Source organism: Mycobacterium sp., from assembly GCF_035314665.1.
In the GTDB taxonomy this organism is placed as follows: domain Bacteria; phylum Actinomycetota; class Actinomycetes; order Mycobacteriales; family Mycobacteriaceae; genus Mycobacterium.
On record NZ_DATFZD010000248.1, the window covers coordinates 1 to 6,935 of the forward strand.

The following is a 6,935-nucleotide window of genomic DNA, read 5'->3' on the forward strand; positions in this document are numbered from 1 at the left end:
CCGGGCCGTGGCCGACTACCTGGCCGCCGACCCCCGGGTGGCCTGGGTGAGCTTCGCCGGCTTCCCCGACCATCCCTACCACCACCTGGTCGAGCGCTACCTCCACGGGCGCGTGCCGTCCATCGTCACCTTCGGGGCCGAAGGAGGCTACGAGGCGGGCCTGGCCTTCTTCGATGCACTCCAGCTCGTCAAGCGGCTGCTCAATCTGGGAGACGCCAAGACCCTGGCCATCCATCCGGCCTCCACCACCCACCGCCAACTGTCCGACGAGGAGCTGGTGAAGGCCGGCATCCGGCCGGAGACGATTCGCCTGTCCATCGGGATCGAGCACATCGACGACATCATCGCCGACATCGACCAGGCCTTGGCCAAGGCCACGGCCACGGCCGGCTGAGCCGGCTGAGCCGACACGGACCGTCGTTGTCTTTGGCGCCGGCGGGGGCCGCCTGCTATATCTCTGATTTACCGAGTCGGGAGAGCGGGGGGAACGAACATCCGACAGCTGACAGTGGTACTGGCACTGGCGAGGGCGTGCATTTTCGTTGCTTCCTGTAGCAGGGGTGCGCACCCACCGGTTGCGACGGACGTCCTCGACCGACTGCTGCTTAGCCCCGCCGAGATCAACACCGCGATCGGTACCACCGGGATAGTGGTCAACGGAACACACGCCGCTATGTCTGACAACAGTGCCAATATTCCGGACAAGGATTGCCGATTCAACCTCCCAGCGTAGCTCTCGGTCTATGACGGCAGCGGATGGATCGCCATGCGCAGACAGGACCTCAGCGACAGCGAGATTTCTCATCAAGTCTGGCAGGCGGTCGTGTCGTTTCCCTATGCCAACGATGCGGCGCGCTTCTTCAGCTCGTTGGCCCAGCGTTGGCAGGCGTGCTCGATGCGCCAATTCCACTACATCGACCCCGGCCAGCCCGACAAGGTTTGGACGCTGGGGCCTATCGCCATCACCAACGGCACCTTGAGCACCACCGACACTCTAGTGGGCGGTAACGGGCTTGCCTGTCAGCGTGCGTTGACCGTGAGCAACAACGTGGCCATCGACGTCACGGTGTGCGCCCACAACCCCGCCCACGCCGCCGTGTTCAACATCGTCGACCAGATCGCGGCCAAGGTGGCCAAACAGTAGGGAGGCGCAGATCCCGGCGAAGATCGCGCGCAGGCCAGGTCAGCGCGTCTTGTGTGTGTGTGGGATCCTTTCGGTCTGCCGCCGGCCCGCTTGTCGGGCGCGGCAGTTCGTTAATCAAGTGCGGCGCAGTGCGGCGATCAACTCGTCGGGATCGGGATGGCCGCGGCGGCCTTGTACAACGAACTACCGGCGACCGGAGGTCTAGACTTCGGCGTTGGCACTTTGAAATGCCTAATTATTGGCCGCTCGACGAACCAATAGACGAGGACACCCGCCCCCACCGAAGCTAGCGCCGTGACGATCATGGTCGCGGCTATGCCGACCGGGTTGTGCAGCGCATCCACAGTGCGCCAGGCGTGGAAGGCCGCCAACGCAGTACCCATGTGCACGAGGTAGATGGAGTAGGAGGCGTCGCCTAATAGCAGCGGCAGGGGCGCCAACCACGGGCCGATCTCACGTTCCAGAAAGACACACCCGGACACCACGAGCGCCGCGGGAATCCCAAACATCAGCACTCGGTCACCAACGGCGCCGGTCAACGCCGTAGCGATAAAGAGGCCGAAGCCGGCGATCACCGCCGCCGCCGCGATCGGGGCCGGCGCGCGGCGCTGCGCCGTCACCGCCGCGCCGAGGCAGACGCCCATGGCGAACTCGAGGATGATCGGGTCCGTATAGAAGTCGAACTGGCTGATTCCCGCGTGGGGAACGAAGCCCAAGACGACGAGCCCCACGAGCGCCCCCAGGACCGCGCGCAGGCGGAAACGCATGGGTGCGAACAGGATCAGCGCGAAGATTACATAGAAAATCATTTCGTAATTGAGCGTCCAGCCCGGGATCAGCAGCGGCTGGAACTCTCCCTTCACTGGATGACGCCATGGGATAAACAGGTAGGACGTCACCACATGGACAACATCGAAGCGGGAATTCACCAGCGCCGGCTTCGCCAGCAGCATTGCTAACATCACCGTGGTCACGATCCAGTAGAGCGGCACGATCCGCTTCAGTCTGTTGCTGAAGAACAACCACGAACCGCCCTCGCGCCCGGCAGTGACGCCCCACATGACAAAGCCGCTAATGACGAAGAATATATCCACCCCGCCCTGCAGGACGCCGATGTGGGGGTCGTGGGGCAGCCAGTGGTGCAAGACGTGATACACCAAGACCGATAGCGCCGCAACAGCGCGGAGATACTGAATACTCGGGGAGAATTTAATTGTCCCGCCAGGCGCATGGCTGTTCCGGCTGCGAAGCGTCGTGGTCATGCTGGCTGGCTGATGCGGTCGCTGGTTTTGACGTCGCTGGTTTCGACGGAGTGGGATTGCGGGCGGCGTCGGGGCACCGTATGAAAGGTCTCGGGGAACGCCAGCCTCGCTAACCCGTCCTGTGTGTGACCCACCATCTCGGCAAGCGCCGTATTGGCAAACAAGATGATGCCGTCGCGCACCATGGCGAGCGAAGGAACCGGAGGCCGCTCCAACACCACCACCGCGGGCAACCGCGTCAGGACGTCCATCGGTGAATCCCCGGACCCCCCATTACGCCGCCGCTCAATCCGCCCACTGCCGTCCATACCAGCGCCGTCGCGCGGGTAGTCGGCCAAACCCCCGTCAAGCAACCCCGCATTCGACGTGGACAGCACAGACGTCACCATCTCCGGTTGTGTGGTCACTACGGACATGGGCTCCTCCTTACGGAAGCAAGCCGACCCGCGGGCGGGCCAGGTTACCGGGGCCGGGTGCGACGGTATGCAGACACCGATGATGCCTCCAAAATACATACTACAGGACATGATAAAGGCTAATTACCACACTTCGAGTCTTTCAAGAGCCCAGAAGTGTGAAGTAAACTCAGGATATTAGGTGTAGACGAGACCGCAGACCCACGGAAGACTTCGACGGACACAGCGCCGCCCCTGGGCGGGTCAGCACACCCGGCGAGTTACCCCCATCATCGAAGGGACTGACTCGGCGGCGGACCCGCCGCACTCGAAACAGCCCGATAACCCGTCGCACGCTTCTTCCCTGACACCTCGACAGGCGCCCCGCACGACCGAATATCGAGGCGCCGTCGACTTTCAGAGGTGTCGGCTGTACATCGCTACAGATGATCGCTGACGCCAGCGGCGTGACGAAGGCGGCCGTCTACCACCAGTTCAAGTCATCATGCGCTTGTTCGCCCACCACGAACCATTCCCGGCAGGTGAGGGATCGTCTGTACCGGCAAGGGTATTCGGATCCATCGCTAAACGAGCGTGTTCTGCGAGCACACGGCGAATCACGTCGACGGATGCCCCATCTCCACTCATCGCCCCCGGGGTACCACGCCCAGTCGGTGGACGTCCCCGCGAGCACCCCGCTAGATCACCGGGCGTCGAACTGCTTCGACTTTCCCGACCACAGTCGGTCTAGAGAACCGACCTCTTGCACACCGACATCCGACTCCGGCCCGCCGTGTCGGCGGAGCACGTCGATCAGGTCCGCCCGCAGATGCTGGAGGTCGGATGAACCGTCGGTCACCACGGACACGTCGACACCATGTTGCGTCCTGCCCACGAAGAAGTCGACGACGCCGGGGGCGGCAAGGACAGCCTGCTCGAAGGCCTTCCGGGGCACCAGAGCACCGCCTTCGTACTCGAAGGATCCGTCGATCCGACCGTTGACCGCGAGGATGCGGCGATGAGCACAACCGCACGGACACGGCTCGTCGGTCATCGTCACCGCGTCTACGAGGTCATAGCGGATCAGCGGCTGCGCCAGGTTGTACAGGTTGGTCAACAGCAGCCGTTCCGCAGGTTTCCCATACGGGACGACGTTGCCATCGGCGTCCGCCGGCTCGAGAATCACCAGATCGTCGGCGACGTGGAAGCCTTCGCCGACGCCGCATGGAAAGGCATAGGTGCCCTCCGAGCAGCCCCAGAACTCCGAGGCCTCGACCCCCCACGCGGACCGAACTGCCTCTCGCACGGGCGGGGTGCAGACCTCTCCCGCGACGCTGACCCAGGAAGGTTTGACGGTGAGCCGTCCTTGCATCGCCTCTAAAGCCAGCTGCCAGATGAGGGTCGGCCACGCTTGGAGAGCCTGCACCGCAGGACGCGCGTTGTTGAGACCGTCGACAATCTGGTCCAGGGGGTCCGTTCCGGCGAAGCAGTGCGATGCCGGCCCTCCGCTTTCGAAGGTGCTAAAGCTGTGGAATATCCCCGATTCATGCTTGGTGCTGCAAGCGAAGGCCTGCGCCAGCACCGCGTCCGGGGCTTCACCGCGTCGCCCGGTCCAGCGCGAGCCCTGCATCACGAAGGTGATGAACGCGTCCCAGCCGTAGACATGGACTGCTTCGGTTCCGGTATAGCCAGACGTGACGATTGCCCGGTACTCGTCGTCCAGGTACCCGTCTCCGGTCGACTGATCGAGGTATTGCTGGACCCGGGCAAGTGTTAACCGGGGGACCGTGACAACCCGGTCGAACTCCGCCATCATCTCGGCCCTGGTAAGGACCGGCAGAGAGGGGAGGTCGGACTCGGTGAAACTCGCTAGATCGCGGCCTGCCAGTCGTTCCCGCCAGAACGGCGAACGATCGGCAGCCCACATCAGCAGCTCGCGAAGACGCCGTTCGCGTTCTGCGGCGAGACGCCCTGCGTCCCATCGCAGCCGGCGCACCCCCTTCAAGTACGCATCTTGCAATTCGGCACGCTGGCGCCGGACCAGCCGCGCGTAAAGTTCCCTCGACGTTGCGCCAGTTGCCCTCGCTTGCACGCGAGGGATCGTAGCCGAGGCACCGCGCTCCGATCCATTCCTGGCCAAATGACCGTTTATGTCAACGCGCAGCGGTGTCTACTTCCGCGATGCCTGCGCGATCGCCTCGAGAAAGGCTGTCGCCGCGATCTTGGAACCGACCGCGTTGAGGTGGATGTCGTCGGAGGCGTACCCGTCGTACAACGCGAAGTATCCCCGGTTGTCGTAACGGCCGGAGACCCTCGTGCCGTCGGGCCTCGTGGACTCGATCGCGGCCAGGTCGAAGAGGTGACGGCCGGCGTACTCGCTGCGGATCAGCGCGTTCAACCGCTCCCGCGCGACGTTCGCTGGCTGGTGGTTTACGTCGCTCCGGCCGAGAACTGTCTTCAGCCGTGTCTTCAGCTTCGAGAAGAGGTCCTGCCGATCTGTGACCAGGGGCACCGTCACGTGGATGAAGGTGACGTTGGGGAAGTCCCGCTCCATAGCGGCCATGGTGTCGCGGTACCTCGCGAAGAGGGCTTCAACATCCGTGCTGCTTGTGATGTCAACAGAACAGAACTTCATCAAAGCGACGTCCACCTGCCGGCCCATCCCATCGCGCATGATGCGGTCGAAGTCCTCAAGTTTGAGCAGCGGTTTGAGGTTTTCGCCGATGAATTGGTGGGCGATGAATCCGCCGTTGGGGCCGGGCTCGGCGCGCCCCCGCTCAACCGGCGGGGCCGAGACACCGTTGTCTGCGTACACGCCGGGGACGGCGTTCAGCACGTTCCATCCTATGGACTGGTGACCGAAGAACACCCTTGTACGGGCCACAGCGGTCAAGTCCGCCGTCGTGATCGCGGACGCCACGGTGCCCTGGATCGGTATCGACTTCTCCTTGCTCCAACGGTCAGCCATCACTACGGCCACGGCCAGAACGAGCGCGACCACGGCGACAACTGCGACTACGGAGCGACGGAACCTCCATCGGGTTGGGGCCAACACGCTCCGCCACCTCCTCGTCGCAAACCCCTGGGCACAGCATCTAGCTCAGAGAATACCATAGGTTCCATTTGGCGGTCCGTGGATGACCATGAGTTTGTAGCAGCGTTGGTTTGGCAATTGCCGTTGGCGTTCAGGGGCATGGCGTCAATGATCACGCCCAAGCGGGGCACCATGTACTTGGGCACGTGCTGCTTGCGGCAGCAGCGAGGTCGACATCCCCTATCCCGACCGCGGCCGCCGAAATCAAGAGGACAGCGATTGAGCATGTGGACCATCCGGGACTGGCGGTATTCGATGACCACGCTCAACGATCGGGTGCGCCAGCCCGGAGTATCTCGGAGTCGACCCCGTCGACCGAGTGTCTTACCAGCCGGGTCAGCTGGCGCAATGCGACTTATGGTTTCCCGCGACGCGAATTCCGGTAGCGCCGGGGCAGGAGCCATATGTGTCGATTATTTACTGCCGCGTGTCTAGGTCTTCTTCCCAATATCAGCACCAAATAAACTGTGATGCCACTAATACCGTGAAAAATGCGGCAATTAATCCTAGGATATGCGGCGGTAAATACTAGACATCGAGCTCGCTTCGGACGGCTGGGCGCAAGCGCGGGCGACGGTGATCAGGATGCAGATACAGCCCGGGCACTGCTTCCGGCGGAGCCAGCAACACCGTCTCTGCAGCTTCGCGTTGCGTTGGTGACCCGCACCGGCGATTTCTACCGCACGCGTGCCCGCCGCGAAGTGTTCCGGCTCGGCCTTTGACAAAACCCGTCCTCAGGTAACCGCGGCAACGCGAGGTTGGGGAGTTTGCGTGCGGGCCATCATTAAGAAGCGAAATTCGATCTCATGCTGTTCGCGCTCGCTGCACCGCTTGGGCAGCGTCTTCGTGTCCGTTGGTGATTAGTCCTGAGATCATGCCATCGACGTCAGCGGCTGGTTGATTCTGGCTGAGCTTGAACTTGGCCTCGATGCGGGTGATCAGCAATTCCACTCCCACAATGGCGCGTAGTAGACCCTCGATGAACTGTGGCGGCGCGTCGTCGACGGACCATGATTGCGGTCGCCCAGCCTCATGGCGTC

Annotated in this window: 6 protein-coding genes and 2 pseudogenes; 3 read left to right on the forward strand and 5 right to left on the reverse strand. The window is 63.0% G+C overall.

Going from position 1 to position 6,935, the window contains the following annotated elements; genetic code table 11:
* Positions 1–394, forward strand: a 394-nt coding sequence (locus VKI00_RS17950; RefSeq protein ID WP_324439709.1) for a PLP-dependent transferase, incomplete at its 5' end; no start/stop codon positions are given.
* Positions 395–748: 354 nt separating this feature from the next.
* Positions 749–1,144 (forward strand): annotated as a pseudogene (locus tag VKI00_RS33840) (sensor domain-containing protein); the annotation flags it as partial.
* 137 nt (positions 1,145–1,281) lie between these two features.
* Here the strand turns inward: VKI00_RS33840 and VKI00_RS17960 are convergent.
* Positions 1,282–2,406 (reverse strand): acyltransferase, encoded by a 1,125-nt coding sequence (locus VKI00_RS17960; protein WP_324439711.1) that lies wholly within the window; start codon positions 2,404–2,406, stop codon positions 1,282–1,284.
* Positions 2,403–2,822 (reverse strand): hypothetical protein, encoded by a 420-nt coding sequence (locus tag VKI00_RS17965; RefSeq protein ID WP_324439713.1) that lies wholly within the window; start codon positions 2,820–2,822, stop codon positions 2,403–2,405. The genes VKI00_RS17960 and VKI00_RS17965 overlap by 4 nt, the downstream gene beginning before the upstream one ends.
* Before the next feature lie 377 nt (positions 2,823–3,199).
* Between VKI00_RS17965 and VKI00_RS17970 the strand changes: the two are divergent.
* Positions 3,200–3,304, forward strand: a pseudogene (locus tag VKI00_RS17970) (TetR family transcriptional regulator); the annotation flags it as partial.
* A gap of 200 nt (positions 3,305–3,504) precedes the next feature.
* Here the strand turns inward: VKI00_RS17970 and VKI00_RS17975 are convergent.
* The 3 genes from VKI00_RS17975 to VKI00_RS17985 all read right to left on the reverse strand — a co-directional run.
* The gene (locus VKI00_RS17975) at positions 3,505–4,893 is read right to left on the reverse strand and encodes a hypothetical protein (protein WP_324439715.1); all 1,389 of its coding nucleotides are present in this window, start codon (positions 4,891–4,893) and stop codon (positions 3,505–3,507) included.
* A gap of 78 nt (positions 4,894–4,971) precedes the next feature.
* Positions 4,972–5,802 carry a hypothetical protein gene (locus VKI00_RS17980; protein WP_324439717.1) on the reverse strand — a complete coding sequence of 277 codons (831 nt, stop codon included), beginning with the start codon at positions 5,800–5,802 and terminating at the stop codon, positions 4,972–4,974.
* 897 nt (positions 5,803–6,699) lie between these two features.
* Positions 6,700–6,935 (reverse strand): FMN-binding negative transcriptional regulator (locus tag VKI00_RS17985; protein WP_324439719.1); only part of this gene is annotated, 236 nt, incomplete at its 5' end.